At 72.8% G+C, this 18,993-nt stretch carries 16 protein-coding genes and 1 riboswitch; of the genes, 7 read left to right on the plus strand and 9 right to left on the minus strand.

The features are described 5' to 3' along the window. Position 1 precedes the first annotated feature (1 nt). From V5F53_RS20880 to cobW, 4 genes are read right to left on the minus strand one after another with little or no spacing between them, the layout of a single operon-like run. A complete protein-coding gene (locus V5F53_RS20880) occupies positions 2 to 688 on the minus strand; it encodes a precorrin-8X methylmutase (RefSeq protein WP_393995575.1) in 687 nt (228 codons plus the stop codon). Next, a complete protein-coding gene (gene cobG / locus V5F53_RS20885) occupies positions 678 to 1,943 on the minus strand; it encodes a precorrin-3B synthase (protein ID WP_393995576.1) in 1,266 nt (421 codons plus the stop codon). Before cobG ends, V5F53_RS20880 begins: the two co-directional genes overlap by 11 nt. Continuing rightward, positions 1,940 to 5,305, minus strand: coding sequence for a cobaltochelatase subunit CobN (gene cobN / locus V5F53_RS20890; RefSeq protein WP_393995577.1), 3,366 nt, complete (start codon positions 5,303 to 5,305; stop codon positions 1,940 to 1,942). Before cobN ends, cobG begins: the two co-directional genes overlap by 4 nt. A 6-nt stretch (positions 5,306 to 5,311) precedes the next feature. After that, complete coding sequence (cobW, locus tag V5F53_RS20895; RefSeq protein ID WP_393995578.1) at positions 5,312 to 6,382, minus strand: cobalamin biosynthesis protein CobW; 1,071 nt, start codon at positions 6,380 to 6,382, stop codon at positions 5,312 to 5,314. Positions 6,383 to 6,490: 108 nt separating this feature from the next. Next, a riboswitch (cobalamin riboswitch) is annotated at positions 6,491 to 6,679 on the minus strand. Between the two features lie 55 nt (positions 6,680 to 6,734). On the opposite strand from cobW, the gene cobO reads away from it, so the two are divergent. The 3 genes from cobO to cobF all read left to right on the plus strand — a co-directional run bounded on the left by cobO (position 6,735) and on the right by cobF (position 9,687). Beyond that, entirely contained in the window at positions 6,735 to 7,352 is a 618-nt protein-coding gene (gene cobO / locus V5F53_RS20900) for a cob(I)yrinic acid a,c-diamide adenosyltransferase (protein ID WP_393995579.1), read from the plus strand. Next, a complete protein-coding gene (locus V5F53_RS20905) occupies positions 7,352 to 8,812 on the plus strand; it encodes a cobyric acid synthase (protein WP_393995580.1) in 1,461 nt (486 codons plus the stop codon). The genes cobO and V5F53_RS20905 overlap by 1 nt, the downstream gene beginning before the upstream one ends. Before the next feature lie 104 nt (positions 8,813 to 8,916). Next, entirely contained in the window at positions 8,917 to 9,687 is a 771-nt protein-coding gene (cobF, locus tag V5F53_RS20910; protein ID WP_393995936.1) for a precorrin-6A synthase (deacetylating), read from the plus strand. 548 nt (positions 9,688 to 10,235) lie between these two features. Here cobF and V5F53_RS20915 read toward each other — a convergent pair. The 5 genes from V5F53_RS20915 to V5F53_RS20935 all read right to left on the minus strand — a co-directional run bounded on the left by V5F53_RS20915 (position 10,236) and on the right by V5F53_RS20935 (position 14,080). Further along, on the minus strand, positions 10,236 to 11,447 hold the full coding sequence (locus V5F53_RS20915; RefSeq protein ID WP_393995581.1) for an MFS transporter: 1,212 nt from the start codon (positions 11,445 to 11,447) through the stop codon (positions 10,236 to 10,238). After that, positions 11,444 to 12,163: an arsenical resistance protein ArsH gene (arsH, locus tag V5F53_RS20920; RefSeq protein ID WP_393995582.1), complete on the minus strand. Its 720-nt coding sequence runs from the start codon at positions 12,161 to 12,163 to the stop codon at positions 11,444 to 11,446. The genes V5F53_RS20915 and arsH overlap by 4 nt, the downstream gene beginning before the upstream one ends. Continuing rightward, positions 12,160 to 13,215, minus strand: coding sequence for an ACR3 family arsenite efflux transporter (gene arsB, locus V5F53_RS20925; RefSeq protein ID WP_393995937.1), 1,056 nt, complete (start codon positions 13,213 to 13,215; stop codon positions 12,160 to 12,162). The genes arsH and arsB overlap by 4 nt, the downstream gene beginning before the upstream one ends. Before the next feature lie 63 nt (positions 13,216 to 13,278). Continuing rightward, the gene (gene arsC, locus V5F53_RS20930; protein WP_393995938.1) at positions 13,279 to 13,704 is read right to left on the minus strand and encodes an arsenate reductase (glutaredoxin); all 426 of its coding nucleotides are present in this window, start codon (positions 13,702 to 13,704) and stop codon (positions 13,279 to 13,281) included. Between the two features lie 7 nt (positions 13,705 to 13,711). After that, positions 13,712 to 14,080 carry an ArsR/SmtB family transcription factor gene (locus V5F53_RS20935; protein ID WP_393995583.1) on the minus strand — a complete coding sequence of 123 codons (369 nt, stop codon included), beginning with the start codon at positions 14,078 to 14,080 and terminating at the stop codon, positions 13,712 to 13,714. A 300-nt stretch (positions 14,081 to 14,380) separates the two neighbouring features. Between V5F53_RS20935 and rpsU the strand changes: the two genes are divergently transcribed. The 4 genes from rpsU to V5F53_RS20955 all read left to right on the plus strand — a co-directional run bounded on the left by rpsU (position 14,381) and on the right by V5F53_RS20955 (position 18,944). Further along, the gene (gene rpsU / locus V5F53_RS20940; protein WP_393995939.1) at positions 14,381 to 14,644 is read left to right on the plus strand and encodes a 30S ribosomal protein S21; all 264 of its coding nucleotides are present in this window, start codon (positions 14,381 to 14,383) and stop codon (positions 14,642 to 14,644) included. Between the two features lie 778 nt (positions 14,645 to 15,422). After that, on the plus strand, positions 15,423 to 17,054 hold the full coding sequence (locus V5F53_RS20945; RefSeq protein ID WP_393995584.1) for an ABC transporter substrate-binding protein: 1,632 nt from the start codon (positions 15,423 to 15,425) through the stop codon (positions 17,052 to 17,054). A gap of 55 nt (positions 17,055 to 17,109) precedes the next feature. Then, entirely contained in the window at positions 17,110 to 18,090 is a 981-nt protein-coding gene (locus tag V5F53_RS20950) for an ABC transporter permease (protein ID WP_393995585.1), read from the plus strand. After that, the gene (locus V5F53_RS20955) at positions 18,090 to 18,944 is read left to right on the plus strand and encodes an ABC transporter permease (RefSeq protein ID WP_393995586.1); all 855 of its coding nucleotides are present in this window, start codon (positions 18,090 to 18,092) and stop codon (positions 18,942 to 18,944) included. The genes V5F53_RS20950 and V5F53_RS20955 overlap by 1 nt, the downstream gene beginning before the upstream one ends. The last annotated feature ends 49 nt before the right edge of the window (positions 18,945 to 18,993 follow it).

Genomic DNA, 18,993 nt, shown 5'->3' on the forward strand with positions numbered 1-18,993 from the left:
CTCACTCCACCGGTGAGGCGAGGGCGTTCACCGCCGCCGCCGCCATGGCGCTGCCACCGCGCCGGCCGCGCACCACCAGGAACGGCACCCGGCCATCGGCCGCCAACGCATCCTTGGATTCGGCAGCGCCGATGAAGCCCACCGGAATGCCGATGACGGCGGCCGGGTGCGGCGCGCCCTGGTCCAGCATCTCCAGCAGCTGGAACAGGGCGGTGGGCGCGTTGCCCACCACCACCAGCGCGCCGGCGAGGCGCTCGCGCCACAAGGTGACGGCGGCGGCGCTGCGGGTGGTGCCGAGCTGCTCCGCCAGCGGTGCCGTGCGCGGATCGCCGAGGGTGCACGCCACCGGGTTGCCGGCCGGCAGGCGCGCGCGGGTGATGCCGTCGGCCACCATGCGGCTGTCGCACAGAATGGGCGCGCCGGCGGCCAGGGCGGTGACGCCGGCGGTGGCGAAATCGTCCGACATGGCGACGTCGGCGGGCAGGTCGGTCATGCCACAGGCGTGGATCATGCGCACCACCACGCGCTCGGCGGCGCCGCTCCAGGCCGAGAGGTCGGCCTCGGCGCGAATGAGCGCGAACGAGCGGCGGTAGATTTCGGCGCCGGACTTCACATAGTCGAGGCCGGGCGGTGGGGGCACCGCAGGTCCGGCCGGTGGGGCGGTGCCGGCGGGCTGTTCACGGGTCATGGCGCGGGGCCTCTGCGTGGAAGGCATGAGAGAGAGCGGCGGCGCCGGCGAGGCGACGGGCGATCTCCGCGAAGGGCAGGATGGCGAGGGGCGGGTCGAGCGGGCCGCCGTTCCCGATCACGGCGAAGGCGTCGTCCCGGGCCACCAGGGTGAGGGCGCTGGCGCCGCGCCGGGCGCACCCCTTGGCGCAGGCCGAAAGGTGCACCTCGCCATCCCCCGGCGGCAGCGCGGCGGCCAGGCGGGTGGCGAGCGGATGGGTCTGGCACAGGCCGGCGGCGCAGGCCGGGGCGCCGGGGCAGGTGATCACCCGCAACCGGGGGTCGGCCGGATCGGTGACGAGGCCGAGCGCGGCGATATCGGCGCGCGCCGGCTCCAGGTCCGCCGGCGCCAGGCCGGGCAGCAGCACCCCGCGCCGGGGGGTGAGGCGCAGGGCATCGAGGCCGTGGCGGGCAGCCGCGTCCGCCAGCCCGGCGAGGGCGGCGGCGGGCATCTGGCCGAATGGCGCGGCGGCGAGCAGGCCGAGGGTGCCGCCCTTCAGCATCACCGCCCCCGCCGCCGGCGCGGCCCGGGACGGCAGGTGGAGGGCCTGCGCGCCGGGCATCAGGGCCTGGCGCGCGGCGGCGGGCATGGCGTGGGCACGGCGCGCGCCGTGGCGGGACAGCGCGGCGGCGATGGCGCGCAGCAGCGCCGGCAGCGCGGTGTCCAGGGCCGCGCGCGGCAGTGGCGGCGTCCACGGCACGCTGTCGCCGCCAAGCCCGAGCCGCAGCGTGCCGGCGGCTTGCGCGCGCACCCACACGTCGGGGGCCAGGGCGTCGAGGCCGAAGGCGCCGCCGCTGTCGATGGCGATCAGGAACTTTGGCGGCAGGGCGATGGCCCGCGCCATCTCCTCCACCGCCTGCGCCAGCACCAGGCCGTCGGTGGCCTCGAGGGGGTCGAGCCCAGCCAGGGGCGAGACCACGGTGGCGCGATAGGGCGGGCGGGGCGCGGGATCGGCGAGGCCGAGGGCGGCCAGCGCCGCCAGCGCCATCCCCTGGGTGGCTGGCGTGAGGCCGCGCAGCTGGAGATTGCCGTGGCTGGTGATGTCCACCATGCCGTTGCCGCAGCGCACGGAGACCGCGGCAAGGCCGCGCGCCTGGGCTGGTGAGAGGATGCCATGGGGCGGATGCACCCGTGCCAGCAGCCCGTCGCCGGTGGCCATGGGGCGGGCCACACCGGGGCACCAGCCGCGCGCCAGATGATCCATGCAGGCTTTCATTCGGCGGCCTCCTCCAGCGTGGCGGCGGAATTGAGCCGGCTGTTCCACAGGCCGCGCCGGCGCAGGTCTGCGAGGCGGGCGCGGATGGCCTGCGCCGCCGCCGGATTGGCAGCCTCCAGACGCTGCCGGGTCTCGGGATCGCGCACCAGGGCGTTGAACACCGCGTCCAGCAGCGCCGCCGGCACCGCGTCGCTGGAGGCGGCGAACACGTAGAGGGCGTCCACCCCCTGCGCCAGTTCGGCACCGCCGCGCCAGCCATGGGCCAGCTGGGCCGCGATCCAGGCCGGATGGGTGAGGCGGGCGCGCACGATGCGGTCGATGTCCTCGGCGAGCGAGCGGGCCTTGGGCCGCTCGGGCCGCGAGGTGTCGAGGCTGTAGAGGGCGGGGGCGGCGCCGAGCGCGCGCGCGGCCGCCGCGAAGCCGCCGAAGCTATCGGCTACGGACTCGCCGTCGAGCAGGTCGCGTTCGGCGACGTCGGTGGTGTGCACGAAGGCTTCCGCGGCCGCCACCCGTGCCGCGAATCCGGCATCGGCGGCGCCGGTGCCTTCGCGCCCGCCGAAAGCGAAGCCGGTGGCGGAAAGATAGGCGGCGCCGAGCGCGTCGCCCGCCTCCCAGGCGCCGTCGAGGGCGGTGCCGGCGACGCCCGCGCCGTAGCGGCCGAAGGCGGCGCCATAGACGCGGCCCAGCCCTTCGCCGCGCTGCCGCGCCGCCGCCAGCGGGTTCCAGTCCGCCGCCTCGTCGAGGGCAGCGACGGCGCGCGCCACCTGGTCGATGAGCGCGATCTGGTCCGGGAAGGTGTCGCGGAAGGCGCCGGAAATGCGCACGGTGACATCGACGCGCGGCCGGTCGAGCCGGGCGAGGGGCAGGATCTCGAAACCGCGCAGGCGGGTGGAGGCGTCGTCCCAGCACGGCCGCGCGCCCATGAGGGCGAGGGCGTGGGCGATGTCCTCGCCGCCGGTGCGCAGGGTGGGCGAGGCCCACAGGTCCATGACGACGCGGCGCGGCCAGTCGCCGTGGTCCTGGAAATGGCGGCGCAGCACCTCGGCGGCCGCCTTCTCGCCCAGGCGCGCGGCGGCGCGGGTGGGCAGGGCGCGCGGATCGAGGGTGGACAGGTTGCGCCCGGTGGGCCGCACGTCGCGCCCCATGCGCGCCGGCGCGCCGGCCGGGCCAGGCACCACGAAGCCGCCGTCGAGGGCCTTCAGCAGCCCGGCGCGCTCGCCGGCGGCGCAGTCCTCATAGCCGGGCGGGGCTGAGCCGTAGACATGCAGGCCGGTGCGCATGGCGGTCTCGCCCAGGTCGCACAGATGGGCGTCGAGGGCGCTCAGTGCATCGCTCATGGCGGTATCGCGGGTGACGCCGCAGGCCCGGGCGAGGCCGGACAGCTCCGCCCGCTCCAGGATGTCTGCGGCCACCAGGTCGGCGCGGCGCGGGTCGAGCACCCGGGCGGCGGAGAATTCCTCCACCAGGGCGCGCAGCGCCGCCGCCTCGCCGTGCAGGGCGGCGGTGCCCACCTGCGGGGTGAGGTGGCCGAGCGCCACCGCCCCAAGCCGGCGCCGCGCCGGCGCGGCCTCTCCCGGATCGTCGACGATGAAGGGATAGACCACCGGCAGCGCCCCCACCGCCAGCCGGGGCCAGCAGTGGGGCGAGAGCGCCACCGCCTTGCCCGGCAGCCATTCCAGCGTGCCGTGGGTGCCGAGCGGCACCAGCGCATCGACGCGCTCGCGCAGGGCCAGATGGAAGGCGAGGAAGGCGTGGGTGGGCACCGTGTCGGGGTCGTGATAGGCGGCCTTGCGGTCACCGCCCCGGCCGCGATCGGGCTGCAGCGCCACCAGCGCCCGGCCGGCCCGCGCCGCGGCGAAGCGGAAGGCGCCGTCGCGGCATGCGGGATCGCTCGCGGGCGCGCCCCAGCGCGCCGTCACCGCCATGCCGAGGGCCTCCGGCAGGCCGGCGAGCCAGGCGGCATAGCGCTCCAGCGGTACAGCAAGGCCCGCCGGCGCGCCGGTGAGGCAGGCCATCAGCGCCGCGCCGTCGAAGTCGCGCGGGGTATCGTAGCCGGCCTCGGCCAGGAGATCGAGGATCCGGCAGGTGCTTTCCGGCGTGTCGAGGCCCACCGCGAAGCCGGCCCGCCCGGCGCGGGCCGGATAGTCCGGCAGCACGATGGCGAGGCGCCGGGCGCCGCGCGGCAGCCGGCGCAACCGCACCCATCCGGCGGCCTGCTCGGCCAGGGCGGCGATGCCCGCCGCATCGGGCACCTGCGTGCGGCGGGCAAAGGCGAGGGCGGGATCGGCCTCGGCCTCCTCGCGGAAGGAGAGGGGGAAGCCGGCGAGACGGCCGTCGAATTCCGGCAAGGCCACCTGCATGGCGAGGTCTGCCGCCGCCAGGCCGCGGCCGGAGGCGGCCCAGCCCGCGCGTGGCCCGCCGACCGGAATCGCCTGGAGGATGGGGCAGTCGGCGGCGTCGAGCACGAAATCCGCCCCCTGCCGCGCCGAGAAGGCGGTGGTGGAGACGATGATGTCCGGCGGACGGGCGGCGAGGCGGCGGGCCAGGGCGGCGACCGCCTCCGGGTCCTTGAGGCTGCTCAGCCCCACCACTTCCGGCGCCAGGCCGCGTGCAGCCAGGGCCTCGCTCAGGGCGGCGAGGGGCGCGGTCTCGCCCGCCAGGATGGCCGAGCGATAAGCGAGCACCAGGGCGCGCGCGGGGGTGCCCGCGGCCGCCGCGTCCGGCTCCGCCGCGTCGGTCAGCAGGCCGCCGCCGGGCGTCCAGCGGAACAGGCATGGCACCGGGCGGGGCGGCGGGGCGTCCAGCGCCACGCCGCAATGGCGGGCGAGACGGCGCAGCAGGGCGGCCATGTTGTCGGGGCCGCCGGCCTGGAAATAGGCGGCGAGCTCCCCCTGTTCGTCCGCGGCAAGGGTGCCGTGGGCGGCCAGGCGCGGGTCGGGACGGTCGTCGCCCGGCAGCACGGCGAGGGCGATGCGGTGCGCGCGGCAGCAGGCGGCAAGGCTTTCCACCCCATAGCGCCAATAGTCGAGCCCGCCGAGGCAGCGCGCCACCACCACCCGGGCCCGGGCGATGGTCTTCTCCATATAAAGGTCCACCGACAGCGGATGCCGCAGCCGCCGGAGGCTGGCGAGTCGCAGCGTGGGCAGCGCCGCCCCTTGCGCGCCATGGGCGGCGGCTGGCGCCACCTTTCGCGCGTCACGGGCGGCGGCGAGGGCCGCCCTTTGTGCGTCATGGGCGGCGGCGAGCGCCGAGAGGTCGCTGTCGGAAAAGGACAGCACCACCATGTCGCCCGGCGGCTGGGCGAGATCGACGGCGGCCTCGCCATCGTCGAGGCTCGCGCGGCTCATGGGCAACAGGTGCATGGGGCGTCAGCCGGCCAGCGCGCGGGCGACGGCGTCGCGGTCGAAGCCCTTCAGGCCGATCACCACCAGCCGGCCGTCGCGGGCCTCGCCGACCGCCCACGGGCGGTCGAAATGATGCGCGGTGCGGCGCCCGACGGCCTGCACCACCAGCCGCGACGGCTTGCCCGCGACCGGCATGAAGCCCTTGATGCGCAGCACGCCGTCGGCCTCGGTGGCGCGCGCCAGCCGGGCGGCGATGTCCTCCGGCGTGGCGGCGGGGCCGAGATGCACCACCATGCTCTCGAAATCGTCATGGTCGTGGGGCGCCTCGGCATCGTGGTGGGTGCGGCGGGCGTCGAGGTCGTCCTCGGCGGCGGCCTGAAGGCCCAGCACCAGGGCTGGTTCGGCGGTGCCGTGGGCGGTTTCCACGATCTTCACGGCGCGCGGCAGGTGGCGTGCGACCTCGGCGCGGGCGGCGGCGCGCGCGGCCGGGTCCATCAGGTCGGCCTTGTTGAGCAGCACCAGGTCGGCGCACAGGATCTGGTCCTCGAACACCTCTTCCAGCGGATTGTCGTGGTCCACCGCCGTGTCGTCGGCGCGTTGGGCGGCCAGGGCGTTCGGATCGTCGGCGAAGAAGCCGGCGGCCACCGCCGGCCCGTCCACCACCGCGATCACGCCGTCCACGGTGACGCGGGAGCGGATCTGCGGCCAGTTGAAGGCCTGCACCAGGGGCTTGGGCAGGGCCAGGCCCGAGGTCTCGATGAGAATGTGGTCGGGCGGGGTGTCGGCGCCGAGCAGGCGGTCCAGGGCGGGCACGAAATCGTCGGCCACGGTGCAGCAGATGCAGCCGTTGGGCAGCTCCACCACCCGGCCGTCGTCGCAGCCGGCGATGCCGCAGCCCTCCAGGAAGGCACCGTCGAAGCCGATATCGCCGAACTCGTTCACCAGCACGGCGATGCGCGCGCCATGGGCGTGCTGCAGCAGGTGGCGCACCAGGGTGGTCTTTCCCGCGCCGAGGAAGCCGGTAACGATGGTGCAGGGAATCCGTCCGGCAAACGCAGCCGTGGCGGCAGATGAAGTGTGGGAAACGCTGGCCATGCCCGCTCCGTCGCGCGTCCGGCCCGCGGGCCGGTTCCTTCTACGGACGGAGCGGAACCTTGAGGGGTTCCGGCACAGCGCCATCCGCTCACCCCGGCGGACGGGCCCATAGAAGTCGGGTTGACGGCAGGTCTCCTGGCTCACGGATGTCGCGCCCGTCACGGCCTTCCCGGAGAAATCCTCCAGTGGCGTGGATGCGATCGGGCAATCCGCTTACAGTTGCGGGGGCAGCTGCGGTTTTCCACCGCATTCCCTTTTCACCTCGCAGCGCGAGGCACCGTCATCTATACCGATTAGCCCTCGCCGCGCTCCGATGCAAGCGGCCCGTTTCCTGCCCCAAGGAGGCCTGCCCATGGACCCCGCCCGCGAAACCGACATCGAGGCGCGCCATCGCGAGAAGATGGCGAAGCGCAAGGCCGTGCAGGACCGGGAGGTGGCGCAAAAGACCATCGAGAAGGGGCTTCTCATGGTCCACACCGGCCCCGGCAAGGGCAAGTCCACCGCCGCCATGGGGCTGATGCTGCGGGCCCTCGGCCACGGCTGGAAGGTGGGCGTCGTGCAGTTCATCAAGGGCGCCTGGGACACCGGCGAGAGGGCCGCCTTCGATCGCTTCGGGCCGCAGATTTCCTGGCACACCATGGGCGAGGGCTTCACCTGGGAGACCCAGGACCGCGCCCGCGACATCGCCGCCGCCACCGCCGCCTTCCAGCGGGCGCAGGCGCTGATGGCCGATCCCGCAATCCACCTGCTGGTGCTGGACGAGCTCAACATCGCGCTGCGCTACGATTACCTGCCCCTCGACGCGGTGCTGGCGGCGCTCACCGGCCGGCGCGACGATCTCCATGTGGTCGTCACCGGCCGCAACGCCCGGCCGGAGCTGATCGCGGCGGCCGATCTCGTCACCGAGATGACGCTGGTGAAGCACCATTTCGCGGCCGGGGTGAAGGCCCAGCAGGGCATCGAATTCTGATGGCACGCGCGTTCATGGTGCAGGGCACCGGCTCCAACGTGGGCAAGTCACTGCTGGTGGCGGGCTTCTGCCGGCTGTTCGCGCGGCAGGGCTTGAGGGTTCGCCCGTTCAAGCCGCAGAACATGTCCAACAATGCCGCCGTCACCGCCGATGGCGGCGAGATCGGCCGCGCCCAGGCGCTGCAGGCCCGCGCCGCCGGCGTCCCGCCCTCGGTGCACATGAACCCAGTGCTGCTGAAGCCCCAGAGCGAGGTGGGCGCGCAGGTGGTGGTCCAGGGCCATGTGGTGGGCACCGCCAGGGCCAGCGTCTACCAGGCCTGGAAGGCGGGCCTCCTGGCGCGGGTCGAGGAGAGCTTCGCCCGCCTGAAGGCCGAGGCCGACCTGGTGATCGTGGAAGGCGCCGGCTCGGCGGCGGAAGTGAACCTGCGCGCCGCCGACATCGCCAACATGGGCTTCGCCCGCGCCACCGAAACCCCAGTGGTGCTGGTGGGCGACATCGACCGCGGCGGCGTCATCGCCAGCCTGGTGGGCACAAGCGCAGTGCTGGACCCGGACGACGCGGCGCTGGTCAAGGGCTTCATCGTCAACCGTTTCCGCGGCGACCCGGCGCTGTTTTCCGACGGCATGGCGACCATCGCCGCGCGCACCTCCTGGCCGGCGCTCGGCCTCGTGCCCCACTTTGCCGAGGCCGGTCGCCTGCCGGCGGAAGACATCCTGGGCCTTGCCGGCTCGGCCGGGCGCGCGGGGGCGGTGGTGATCGCGGTGCCGGTGACGCCGCGCATCTCCAATTTCGACGATCTCGACCCGCTGCGCGAGGAACCGGGCGTGGAAGTGCGGCTCGTTCCGCCGGGCCAGCCCATTCCCGCCGAGGCGGCGCTGGTGCTGCTGCCCGGCTCGAAAGCCACCATCGACGACCTGCTGTTCCTCAAGGACGAGGGCTGGGACATCGACATTGCCGCCCACCTGCGGCGCGGCGGCCGGGTGATGGGCCTGTGCGGCGGATTCCAGATGCTCGGCCGCGCGGTGGAGGACCCCGAGGGCATCGAGGGCGAGCCGCGCCGGGTCGATGGCCTGGGCCTGCTGGAGGTGGAGACCCGGCTCGGCCGGCATAAGCACCTGCGGGCGGCGGCGGGCCGGCTGGCGGGCGCGCAGGTGCCCGTTTCCGGCTACGAGATGCATATGGGCGAGACCATCGGCGCGGGTACATCGCGCCCGTTCGCGTGGCTGGAGGACGGCCGGTCGGATGGCGCGGTTTCCGAGGACGGGCTGGTGGCCGGCACCTACCTGCACGGCCTGTTCGCGGGGGAGCCGGCGCGGCGGCAGCTGCTGGCGCAGCTCGGGGCGCCGGCAGCCTCGGGGCTCGTCTACGACACCATGGTGGATGCGGTGCTCGACCGGCTGGCGGATCATCTCGCCGCCCATGTGGACATCGCCCGCCTGCGCGCCATCGCCGGCCTGTGAGGCCGGTGCGGGGGGGGCGCCGCGGCCCCCGCGGCGCGTGTCTTGACCCTCTCCATCGCCGGGCGTGAGCCGGAAACCAGCGGGAGCGCATCATGTCATCGCCCATTCGGCGCATTCTGGTCATCGGCATCGGGCCGGGCAGCCCCGATTACATGACCGTCCAGGCCATCGCCGCCCTGAAGCGGGTGGACGTGTTCTTCATCCCCGACAAGGGCGAGGAAAAGGCGCGCCTGCGCCATGTGCGCGAGGCCATCTGCCAGCGCTTCATCCCCGACCGCGCCAGCCGCATCGCCGAGGTGCGCATCCCCGCGCGGGCGGCGGCGCCGGCCGACTACAGGGCGACCGTGGCCGGCTGGCACACCGCCGTCGCCGAAGCCTATGGCGCGGCCTTCGCGCGCGACCTGCCGGAGGGCGCCTGCGGCGGCCTTTTGGTGTGGGGCGATCCCGCCTTCTACGACAGCACCCTGCGCATCCTAGACCACCTGCGCGCGCAAGACGACGGGTTCGACTACGAGGTCATCCCCGGCATCAGCTCCCTCCAGGTGTTGGCGGCGCGCCATCGCATTGCCCTCAACCGCATCGGCGAGCCGGTGCTCGTCACCACCGGCCGCAAGCTCGCCGCCGGCTTTCCCGCCGACGCCGACAGCGTGGTGGTGATGCTGGACGGCGAGGACACCTATCGCCGCATCCCGCCGGACGGGCTGTTCATCCACTGGGGCGCCTATCTCGGCATGGATGAGGAAATCCTCATGTCCGGCCCGCTCGCGGAAGTGGCCGGGGCCATCGCCGAGGTGCGCGCCGAGGCCCGCGCCCGCCATGGCTGGATCATGGACATCTACCTGCTGCGGCGCATGGCGCCGGCCGCCGCGCCCTGAGCCGAGCCACCCCTTGCGCGGCCGGGGCGCGGGTTACGCGGCGGCGACCCACCGCGCAGTCGTCACAGGGTCAGCCGCCGCCGGCCCACCGCCCCCAGGGCCCCTTATCCCGTGGGGCGCCTATCTCGGTATGGATGAGGAAACCTCATGTCCGGTCGGCTGGCGGAAGCGGCCGGGGCCATCGCCGATGCGCGCGTCATGGCTGGATCATGGACATCCGCCCGCTGCGCCGCCTGACACCGGCGTCGGGCTGAGAGCCGCGCCGTCCCTTGCGTGGCAGGGGCGCGGTCAAGCGGTGGGGGACCCGCTGCGCGGTCGGCACAGCGCCAGCCGCCGCCGGCTCACCGCCCCCAGGGCTGCTTATCCCGCGGGGCGCCGCTTTCGGCATGTTTCTTCCGCTCGCGGAAGGGGGCGGGGCCATCGCCGAGGCGCCGGCTCACCGCCCCCAGCGCCGTTTATCCTGTGGAGCGCCGATATCGGCATGGATGAGGAGGCTTCACGTCCGCTCCGCTGGCGGAAGGGGCGGGGCCATCCCCGAAGGGCGCGGTTCATGCGGCGGGCGACCCGTCGGGGAGCCGCCACAGCGCCAGCAGCAGCAGCAGGTTCAGGGCCGCCAGCCCTGCCAGGGTCGCCAGCACGGCATCGGCCCCCAGCGCGCCGAGCAGTGCGGCGGCGGAGAGCGGGGCGACGGCCTGGGCGATGAAGCCGGGTCGGGCGAGCCGTCCCATCAGCGCCGGATAGCGGCGCGGCCCGAACAGCGCCAGCGGCACCGCGCCCTTGGCGATGGAGAACAGGCCGTTGCCGGCGCCATAGGCGGCCAGGGCCAGCGCCATCGTCGCCGCACCGGTGGCGAGCAGCGCCAGCCCCGCGCCCACCAGGGCCAGGGCCCAGGTCATCGTCCACAAGGGATGGTGGCGCCCGCCGCTGAGCTGCTCGACCACCCGGGCGAGAACCTGCGCCGGGCCGATGAGGGCGCCGGCCGCCACCGCCTCGGCGGGGCTGAAGCCGCGCGCCTGCAGCAGCGCCAAGGCTTCCACCGAGATGACGGCGGCAACGGTGCCTGCCACCGCGACGATGCCGGCGAGCAGCGTCACGGCCGGCGCCCCCGGGCGGGCGGGCGCGGGCTCGGGTGCGGCGGCCGGCAGGGGGGCGCGGTTCCCGGCTCCGGCGCCGGTGCGCGGCAGCGCGATCGCCACCAGCGGCAGGCAGGCGGCCAGCTGGAGGCCGGCGTAGGCGAGGCAGGTGCCGCGCCAGCCCAGGTGCGCCACCAGGGCGGCGGAGAGCGGCCAGCACACGGTGCTGGCGAACCCGCCCCACAGGGTCAGTGCGGTGATGGCGCGCCGCGCCGCGGCGCCGTGCAGGCGGCCGAGGGTGGCGAAGGCCGCGTCATAGAGGCTTGCGGCCATGCCGGCGCCCATCACCGCCCACCCGAGGGCGAACACCGGCAGGTTTGGCGCAAGCCCGAGAAGGAGTAGCCCGAGGGCGAGCAGCGCACAGCCGCCCATCAGCACCGGCCGGCCGCCATGGGCGCCGATGAGCAGGCCCACCCGGGGCGCCGCCAGGCCGGCCACCAGCAGGCCGAGGGAGAGGCTGCCGACCACCGCCTGCGGCGGCCAGCCGGTGTCCGCGGCGATGGGCGCGGCCAGCACCGCCAGCAGGTAATAGGACGAGCCCCAGGCCAGGATCTGCACCAGACCCAGCGCCGCCACCGTGCGGCGTTGGCTGCCGGTCGTCCCGGGCGCCGGCACCTGCCGGCTCACCGGATGGCGCCGAGGGACAGCCGGGCTTCGAGCTTTGCGGCCTCCTCCTTGCGTTCGCTGTAGCGGGAGGTGAGCTCCGCGGCGGCGTCACGCGTCAGCAGGGTGAATTTCACCAGCTCCTCCATGACGTCCACCACCCGGTCGTAATAGGGAGAGGGCCGCATGCGGCCGGCCTCGTCGAATTCCGCATACGCCTTGGCCACCGACGACTGGTTGGGGATGGTGAGCATCCGCATCCACCGGCCAAGGATGCGCATCTGGTTGACAGCATTGAAGGATTGTGAGCCGCCGCAGACCTGCATGAGCGCCAGGGTGCGGCCCTGGGTCGGCCGGATGGCGCCGATGGCGAGGGGGATCCAGTCGATCTGCGCCTTCATCACGGCGCTCATGGCACCATGCCGTTCCGGGCTGCACCAGACCTGGCCCTCGGACCACAAGGTGAGCGCGCGCAGCTCCTGCACCTTCGGGTGCTCGGCCGGCGCGTCGTCCGGCAGCGGCAGCCCGTCGGCGTGGAACACCCGGGTCTCGGCGCCGAGATGGCGCAAAAGCCGTTCCGCTTCCAGGGTCAGCAGCCGGGAATAGGAGCGCTCCCGCAGCGAGCCATAGAGCAGGAGGATGCGCGGCGGATGCCGCGACGGCGTCGCGCTGACCAGCCGGTCGAGCGTGGGCCGCGGGAGCTGGGCGACATCCACAGGGGGCACCGCATCGTCGATCACGGGTGGGACCTCGCTGGCGCGCGCGTGGCCGCGCCGCTCTCGTACCAGGGCTTGGAGCGATTGACGATCCAGACCACCGACAACATCACCGGCACCTCGATCAGCACCCCGACCACGGTCGCCAGCGCCGCGCCGGAGGTGAGGCCGAACAGGGAAATGGCCGCTGCCACCGCCAGCTCGAAGAAGTTGGAGGCGCCGATGAGGGCCGAGGGCCCCGCGACGCAGTGGGCCTCACCGGCAAGGCGGTTCAGCACATAAGCGAGGCCGGCGTTGAGATAGACCTGGATCAGGATCGGCACCGCCAGCAGCGCGATCACCAGCGGCTGGGCGATGATCTGCTCGCCCTGGAAGCCGAACAGAAGCACCAGCGTGGCCAGCAGCGCCACCAGCGAGAGCGGCCCCAGGACGGCCAGCGCCCGTTCCAGCGCCGCCGGCCCGCCGCGTGCCAGCAGCCGCCGGCGCGCCAGTTGCGCCACCGCCACCGGAACGACGATGTAGAGCGCCACCGAAAGCACCAGCGTGCCCCAGGGCACGGTGATGGCGGACAGGCCCAGCAGCAGGCCGACGATGGGGGCGAAGGCCACCACCATGATGGCATCGTTGAGCGCCACCTGGGACAAGGTGAAGTGCGGCTCGCCCCGGGTAAGGTTGGACCACACGAACACCATGGCCGTGCACGGCGCGGCGGCCAGGATGATGAGGCCGGCGACGTAACTGTCGATCTGGTCCGCCGGCAGCAGCGGACGGAACAGCCAGCCGATGAACAGCCAGCCCAGCAGCGCCATGGAGAACGGCTTCACCGCCCAGTTGACCAGCAGCGTCACGCCGATGCCGCGCCAGTGCCGGCCCACCTCGCCCAGCGCCGCGAAATCGATCTTCAGCAGCATGGGCACGATCATCAGCCAGATGAGCGCGGCCACCGGCAGGTTGACCCGCGCCACCTCCAGGCGGGCCAGCGCCTGGAACGCCCCCGGCGCCAGGTGGCCGAGGGCGATGCCGGCGAGGATGCACAGGCCGACCCAGACGGTGAGAAACCGCTCGAACATCGACATGGCGGGCGGGGGCACGGCGGGCGCCGGCGTTGCGGGGGTGGACATGGTGCCAGCTCCTGACGTTCAGCCGGGGATGAGGCGGCGGCCGGCGGCGTCCACCACCGCTTCGCCGTCCTCCTTGACGAAGGCGCCGCGCTGCGGCGGCAGCAGGTCGAGCACCCGCTCGGAGGGGCGGCACAGGCGCACGCCCAGGGGCGAGACCACAAGCGGCCGGTTGATGAGGAGGGGGTGGGCCGCCATGGCGTCCAGCAGCGCGTCGTCGCTCAGCGCCGGATCGCCGAGCCCCAGCTCGGCATAGGGCGTGCCCTTCTCGCGCAAGACGTCGCGTACGCTCAGGCCGGCGCGGGCGATCAACTCCTTCAGCAGCGCCCGCGCCGGCGGCGTCTTCAGGTATTCAATGACATGCGGCTCGACGCCGGCATTGCGGATCATGGCCAGCGTGTTGCGCGAGGTGCCGCACGCGGGGTTGTGGTAGATCACGACATCCATGGCTGTGTCAGGCATCGGGGGCCCCGGTCTTGGTTTCGGGGTCGCAGGCGCAGGACAGGGCCGCCACCGCCGGCGCGCAGACCTGCGGGTTCCCGCTGCAGCAGTCCTGCATGAGGAAGGCGATGAGGGCGGAGAGAGTGGGATAGACGGCGCTGTAGATGATCGAGCGGCCATCGCGGCGCGCGCGCACCAGGCCGGCCTGTTCCAGGTGGTTCAGGTGAAACGACATGCGCGAGGAGGACGCCCCGCCCATGGCGGCGCCGATGGCGCCAGCCGGCTGCCCCTCCGGCCCGCTCTCCACCAGCAGCCGCACGATGCGCAGGCGGGTTTCGTGGGCCAGCGCCGAAAACACCGCGAGGGCCTGCGTCTCATTCATCTCAATATCTCATGAAATATTGATATATTGAGATGCTTCTAGCCTCGCTCCCATCCCCGCGCAAGATCCCACCCCCCATGCAGGATCCCATGCCCACGCAAGGCGGTTCTCCCGCGTCGTGGCGCCGGGCTCCGCGCCCGCCGTTTTCCGCGCCGGGTCCCGCGCGGCGGCGCAGCCGTGTCTTTAGGAAACGGGACCGACCTGCTAAGGTAGATGCAGTTCCGGCGTGAGCCGGCCATGTCCGGGCAAACGGCCACCCCGTGGCCGGGGATTCGGGACGACCTTCGGATCGGAGTTATTTTGCAGGTCATCGTCAGAGACAACAATATCGAACAGGCGCTCCGGGTTCTCAAGAAGCGGATGCAGCGCGAAGGCGTGTTCCGCGAGATGAAGGAGCGTCGCGCCTATGAGAAGCCGTCGGAACGGCGGATTCGCGAGGAAGCGGAAGCGGTGCGCCGCAGCCGCAAGGCGGCGCGCAAGAAGGCCCAGCGCGAGGGGCTGATCGCCGCGCCGAAGCGGGCGCCGAAGAAGCCGGCGCCGGCCGCTCCCGTGACGCGCGACTGACGCGCGGGATCGCTCCGGGGCGGGTGCCGTCACGGCTCCGTCCCGGAGCGATCCCGTCCGCCGTGGGTGGCCCTGCCGCCAGGATCGTGGCAGGCCGGTTCCTGACGACCGCGCAGTCCCGGCGCGCCGCCGTCGCCATGCCTCCTTGATTGCGCCGGGTCGGCGAGGTCCTGAAGTATCAAGCGTGCCCTCGGCCGCGCGGCGCGGCGGTGGAAGCAGGTCCACGACAGCCATGGCCACCAGCTTTCCGGCCGCACCCGCAGGCGAGGCCGCCACCGCCCCGACAATTCGGTGTGACCGCAGGGCCTCGGCCTGATCGCGCGCCTCATCGCCGGACGGGTGGCGTCACGCGCCGGACGTGTCCGCCTCAGGGACACGGGCCCCGCCAGGCAGACGCCGCCGGCGGCGCGGCTCGCACGCCGGCAGGCCCGGATCATCGTTCAGGCACCCTATGGCGCGCGCAGTCGGCGCCTGCAACTGGCAGACATCATCGTCGCGCCCTTGAGGGCCATGGCTCGCGCGGCGATTCCCGTCCGCAGCCGGTTCCGGCCCCGCGCGGCGCATCCCGCCCATGAGGCTGGTGGCGCCCCGTGCCGGGCCCGCGCGACACCTGTCCTGGAGTGCCGGTTTCCAGCGGAAACATATAAATTAAATCGACAGATTTAATTTATATGTTGTACGGTCCGCCCCGCCGTGGACCGGCGCCGCATCGCCCGCGCGGGTGCGTCGGGCGGCGTGGCCCGCATCCGCCCGAGCCGGGGCGCCCCAGGAGACCGGAATGCCATTCGATCGTCGGACCTTCAGCAAGCTCCTGTGCGGTGTCGCGCTGGCGGGTCACATGGGCGCCGCCAGCCTGTCGCCGGCCCGGGCCGCGGATGCCCCGCGCCAGGCCGGCGGCGCGCTCACCTTCCTCATTGGCAGCCTGGAAAGCGGCTGGGGACCGAACGAGAAGGTGGACACCTACACCGGCATTGTCTGGGGCCAGCTCGCCGACAAGCTGGTGCATGTGGATGAGAAGGGCGAGGCCACGCCCTGGATCGCCGAGCGCTGGGAGGCCAATGCCGACCAGACCGAATTCGTGCTGCACCTGAAAAAGGGCGTGACCTTCTCCGACGGCACGCCGCTGGACGCCGCGGCGGTGGCCGCGAACATCGAGCTGTGGGCCAAGGGCGATCCGGCGCGGGGCATCGGCCGCCTGGGGCTGTTTCCCTCCACCACCTACAAGGGTGCGCAGGTGGTGGATGACCACACCTTGAAGGTGAGCTTTTCCGGGCCGACGCTCAGCTTCATTCCCACTCTGGGCTATCACAAGGCGGTGCTGCGGGCGGTGTCCAGCGTCAATCTCAAGGCGGACGAGCTGGGCGACCTGGAAAAGCAGCTCGGCAGCGGCCCGTTCGTGGTGGAGAGCTGGCAGGAGGGCGACAGCGTCGTTCTCAAGCGGCGCAAGGACTATGACTGGGGCCCCGCCGTCATCGGCCACAAGGGCCCGGCCAGCCTCGATGGCATCACCTTCAAGGTGGTGAAGGACGCGGCCCTGCGCGGCGCCGCGCTGCAGGCCGGACAGGCCGAGGTGGTGCTCAACATTCCGCCGCAGGAATTGAAGCCGCTGCGCGACAGGGGGCTCAAGGTGGTGGCGCCGGAAAGCCTTGGCTTCGTGAGCGGCTTCGCCGTCAACACCAAGGCGCCGAACTTCGCCGATCCGGCGGTGCGCAAGGCGGTCCAGCACGCCATCGACCGCCGCGAGATCCTCGACACCGTGTTCACCTCCGATTGGAAGCCGGTGACCTCCCTGCTGCAATCCAACGTGCCGGAGGCCGGGGATTTCAGCGCGCTGCTCGCCTATGATCCGCAGCAGGCGCGGCGCCTGCTCGACGCGGCCGGCTGGACGCCGGGGCCCGATGGCGTGCGGGTGAAGGACGGGCAGAAACTGCGCTTCAATCTCTACGCCAGCCCGTGGGTGAGCACTTCCAAGGCGGTGGATGAACTGGTGGTGCAGCAGCTGCAGCGGGTGGGCATCGCCGCCACCCTGCAGGTGGTGGACATCTCCACCTTCAATGCCCGCGTCCGCGGCAACGACAGCGTGCCGCTGGTGGAGATCAGCCGCAGCTTTCTCGACACCGGCGTGGTCGGCAACGTGCTCACCGACGCCGACAAAGGCGACAACTGGTTCAAGGCCGGATCGTCCGACCCGAGCCTGAACCGCTTCGCGCGGGACATCGCCACCGCCGTGGACCGGCAGGCCCGCGCCGCCACCCTGAAGGAGGTCCAGGCCTATGTGCTGGAGGAGGGGCTGTTCATCCCCACCGCGCAGCTGCTGCAGCGGCTCTATGTGCAGACGCCGAAGCTGAAGGGCGATGTCTACAGCGGCGCCGCCTATCCGCTCTATTACGGCGCCTGGCTCGAGCGCTGACGCCCCGCGCGGGGGCCGCGCCGCCCCCCTTTCCACGCCTCACCCCCCTTACGTGATGACCGACACCTCCTACATCTCCTTCGTGCTGAGGCGGATCGCGCATGCGCTGATCGTGGTGGCGCTGGCCTATACGGCGACGTTCCTCATCATCAACGTGCTGCCCGGCGATCCGGTCTCCAACATGCTGCTGGACCCGGACAACGGCTTCTCGCCCGACGAGATCGCGCCGATCATCGCCTATTACGGGCTCGACCGCCCGGTGGTCGAGCAATGGTGGACCGCCCTGGCGCGCTTCGCGTCGGGTGATTTCGGCATTTCCCTGCGCTCCAGCCTGCCGGTGGCCGGGCTGGTGCGCGCGGCGGTGCCGTCGACGCTGATTCTCGCCGCCGCGGCGCTGGCGGTGGCGCTTGCCGCGGCCTTCCTCATCGCCTTCTGCAGCCAGAACCTGCCGCGCCGCTACGGGCAGGGCATCGCCCGGGCGCTGCCGTCGATCTCCCTGTCCATCCCCAGCTTCATCATCGGCATCTTCCTGATCCAGCTTTTCGCCTTTCATTTCGGGCTGTTCCGCATCACCAGCCCGAACAGCTTCGCGGCCACCCTGTTCGCCGCCATCGCGCTGGGCATTCCGGTGTCGGCGCAGATTGCCGAGGTGCTGATCGCCAATCTCGATCACGAGGCGCGGCAGGATTATTTCACGGTGGCGCGGGGGCGCGGCCTGGGGCGGCTGCACCTGTTCGCCCGTCACCAGCTGCGGCCCTCCGCTTTGCCGGTGGTCACCATGATCGCGCTCGCCATCGGCGAGCTGCTCGGCGGATCGCTCATCACCGAGACCATCTTCGGCCGCAAGGGCATCGGCTCGCTGGTGCAAAGCGCGGTCTCGACCCAGGATTTCCCGGTGCTGCAGGCGGTGGTCTCGCTGGCGGCGGTGGTGTTCGTCGCCGTGAACCTGCTGGCGGACCTCGTCTATCCCCTGCTCGACCCGCGCCTGCGCCGGCCTCCCGCCGGGCCGGCGGCGGACCTTGAGGCCTCCGCCTGATGGCCGGACTCGCCGCCATTCCCGCTGCCGCGCGGCGCGACCTGCAGGCGCTGTCCCGCCGCGTGCGTGCCCTTCCGCCGGCGGTGGCCCTGGCTTTCGCGGTGCTGGCGGTGGTGCTGGCGTGGTCCGCCTGTCCCGGCCTGTTCACCAGTCAGGACCCCTATGTGGGCGACACCGCGCAGAAGCTGCTGCCGCCCGGTGCCCGCTATTGGTTCGGCACCGACCACCTGGGCCGCGACCTCTACACCCGGGTGGTGCATGGCACCTGGTCGTCGGTCACCAGCGCCGCCATCGCCGTGTTCATCGGCCTGGTGCTGGGCGGCCTGCTGGGCCTCATCGGCGGCTTCATCGGTGCCTGGGTGGATGGCGCGGTGTCGCGGCTGGTGGATGTGCTGCTGGCGATCCCGCATTTCCTGCTGGCGGTGGTGATCGTCTCGTCTTTCGGCTTTGAGACCCTCAACGTCGCCATCGCCACCGGCGTGTCTTCGGTGGCGGTGTTCGCGCGGCTGATGCGCTCGGAGGTGCTGAAGACCGGCACCAGCGCGTTCGTGGAGGCGGCGCGCCTGGCCGGCGGATCGCGCGCGCATATCCTGCTGCGCCACGTGCTGCCGAATGCCTGTCGATCGGTGGTGGCGCTGGCGGTGCTGCAGTTCGGCACCTCCATCCTGGTCATCGCCGGGCTGGCCTTCCTCGGCTATGGCGATCCGCCGCCGGCGGCGGACTGGGGCCTGCTGGTGTCCAGCGGCAAGGATTATCCGAGTTCGCCCTGGCTGGTGGCGGCGCCGGCACTGGCCATCGTCTCGACCGTGCTGGCGATCAACCGCGTCAGCCGCTTCATCCGCCAATCCCAATGACGGCGCGGCCCCGCCCCGCCGCGCGTGCCTGACCGCCAGCCAAGAAGGA

Origin of the sequence: Xanthobacter cornucopiae, assembly GCF_043195065.2 — a bacterium.
Taxonomy (GTDB): Bacteria; Pseudomonadota; Alphaproteobacteria; order Rhizobiales; family Xanthobacteraceae; genus Xanthobacter.

Coding starts and splice junctions, on each gene's coding strand:
- V5F53_RS20880 (WP_393995575.1), bottom strand. CDS start 688: ATGACCCGTGAACAGCCCGCCGGCACCGCCCCACCGGCCGGACCTGCG.
- cobG (WP_393995576.1), bottom strand. CDS start 1,943: ATGAAAGCCTGCATGGATCATCTGGCGCGCGGCTGGTGCCCCGGTGTG.
- cobN (WP_393995577.1), bottom strand. CDS start 5,305: ATGCACCTGTTGCCCATGAGCCGCGCGAGCCTCGACGATGGCGAGGCC.
- cobW (WP_393995578.1), bottom strand. CDS start 6,382: ATGGCCAGCGTTTCCCACACTTCATCTGCCGCCACGGCTGCGTTTGCC.
- cobO (WP_393995579.1), top strand. CDS start 6,735: ATGGACCCCGCCCGCGAAACCGACATCGAGGCGCGCCATCGCGAGAAG.
- V5F53_RS20905 (WP_393995580.1), top strand. CDS start 7,352: ATGGCACGCGCGTTCATGGTGCAGGGCACCGGCTCCAACGTGGGCAAG.
- arsB (WP_393995937.1), bottom strand. CDS start 13,215: ATGTCGATGTTCGAGCGGTTTCTCACCGTCTGGGTCGGCCTGTGCATC.
- arsC (WP_393995938.1), bottom strand. CDS start 13,704: ATGGATGTCGTGATCTACCACAACCCCGCGTGCGGCACCTCGCGCAAC.
- V5F53_RS20935 (WP_393995583.1), bottom strand. CDS start 14,080: ATGAATGAGACGCAGGCCCTCGCGGTGTTTTCGGCGCTGGCCCACGAA.
- V5F53_RS20945 (WP_393995584.1), top strand. CDS start 15,423: ATGCCATTCGATCGTCGGACCTTCAGCAAGCTCCTGTGCGGTGTCGCG.
- V5F53_RS20950 (WP_393995585.1), top strand. CDS start 17,110: ATGACCGACACCTCCTACATCTCCTTCGTGCTGAGGCGGATCGCGCAT.
- V5F53_RS20955 (WP_393995586.1), top strand. CDS start 18,090: ATGGCCGGACTCGCCGCCATTCCCGCTGCCGCGCGGCGCGACCTGCAG.